The 1,452-nt window shown below is 68.4% G+C and carries 1 protein-coding gene; it reads right to left on the bottom strand.

What is annotated here, in order from left to right; all coding sequences use genetic code 11:
* Positions 1-1,452, bottom strand: a 1,452-nt coding sequence (locus G6R24_RS20900; RefSeq protein WP_163550828.1) for a hypothetical protein, incomplete at both ends; no start/stop codon positions are given.

Genomic DNA, 1,452 nt, shown 5'->3' with positions numbered 1-1,452 from the left:
GACGTGTGGAAGTCGACCGTGCCCAGGTTTTTCCAGAGCAGCTGCGGCGGTCGCTGCTCGGCCCACCGCACGGTTTCCAGTGTGTGGTTGTTCTGGAGAATCTCGCGGGTACCGGTGTCCTTGATCTGCGGCGAGAACTCCTTGTAGGCGTCGCTCGCCCGGAAGCCCCCGCCGTTCACACCGCTGACGGCGTGCTCCCGGTAGTGCAGGGCGTCAGGAAAGAAGTTGAATGCGGACCAGTACCGTTGCGCCACCGCACCCGCGTTCCGGGCCGAGGGAATGTCCCGCCAGCCCCGCCCCCAGCTCAGATGATCACGCAGACCGGTGAGCGTGAGCGCACCGCGCTCGTTGTAGCGGTACCACCGCCACGACCCGTCGGGCTGGCGTTCGGCCCGAATCATCCCCTTGTCGGCGGCCGTTCGGTACTCCCGGACCGCCGGATCCCACAGCGTGCCGTGCCGGTAGTCCTTCCACAGACGGCCCTCCGGAAGATCCTCGAAGGTCCGGCTTCCCCGGGCGACGTGGGCGCCGAGCTGGTCGCCGGCTGTTGCGGACCACTGGTGCCAGTACCGCCCGCCCCCGCTGCCGCGGAAGATCTCCAGGATGGGACGTTGACCGTCGGTGCCGGGCCCGAGGCGCTCCCGCCAGTAGAACGGCGTCCGGTCGGCGCCGACGAGCTGGAGGTCGCCGTTCGCCTTCACCGTCACGCTGCCGCCGCTGTTGTAGCCATGCAGGCCCTGCTGTCCATGCGGGATCGCCTGGGCCTGGCCCGCGCGCCGGATATCCTGGGCGGCCCGGACCTCCATCCAGGTCCAGGTGTTCCCGGCATAGTCGATCTGCAGATAGGTGCCATCGGCACTGCCGTCACGGAGCAGGTAGGAAATCTTCTCCGACCGCAGGGACCCGTCCGGGCCGAAGGTCCTCCAGTAATCGGCGTGCTCGGTCACGCTGGTGTCGACGACGCGGTAGCCGGTGCCTTCCAGGTCGACGCGGGTGTTCGGCACCACGGTGTCCCCGTACAGCAGACGCACCGTGATGTTGCCCATGCCGTCCGGCTGGGCGTGGATCCGGGTCAGGCCGGGATTCCCGTGCCCGTCCCGCGGCGCGACGAGCTCCTCCACGATCCGGCCGTTGGGGGCGATGTGCTGCCTTTCGCCCATCGCATTGCCAAGCCGGATGTTGCCGCCGTTGGGCTCGACGCTCAGCGTGTTCCAGTCCCGTTGCAGGCCGCCCGCGTTCACGTGGCGGCCGGCGCCCGCAATCAGGTCGATCTCCACCGTTCCGTCCGGCATCCCGTTCAGACCAAGGGCGTCGGTTCGCCGTGCGGCCAGCCCGCCCTGCGCATCGAACCGGTACCACGTGTTGTTTCCCTGGCCGGTGATCAGATGCCCGCCGTTGTTCCAGGCATACGTGAACTGCTCTGGAGCATGCGGAATCGGCCGATGCAACGCC

Origin of the sequence: Candidatus Frankia nodulisporulans (assembly GCF_902806475.1) — a bacterium.
Lineage (GTDB): Bacteria > Actinomycetota > Actinomycetes > Frankiales > Frankiaceae > Frankia > Frankia umida.
The sequence above is the reverse complement of the archived record's forward strand: the minus strand, read 5'-3'. Positions and strand labels throughout refer to the sequence as shown.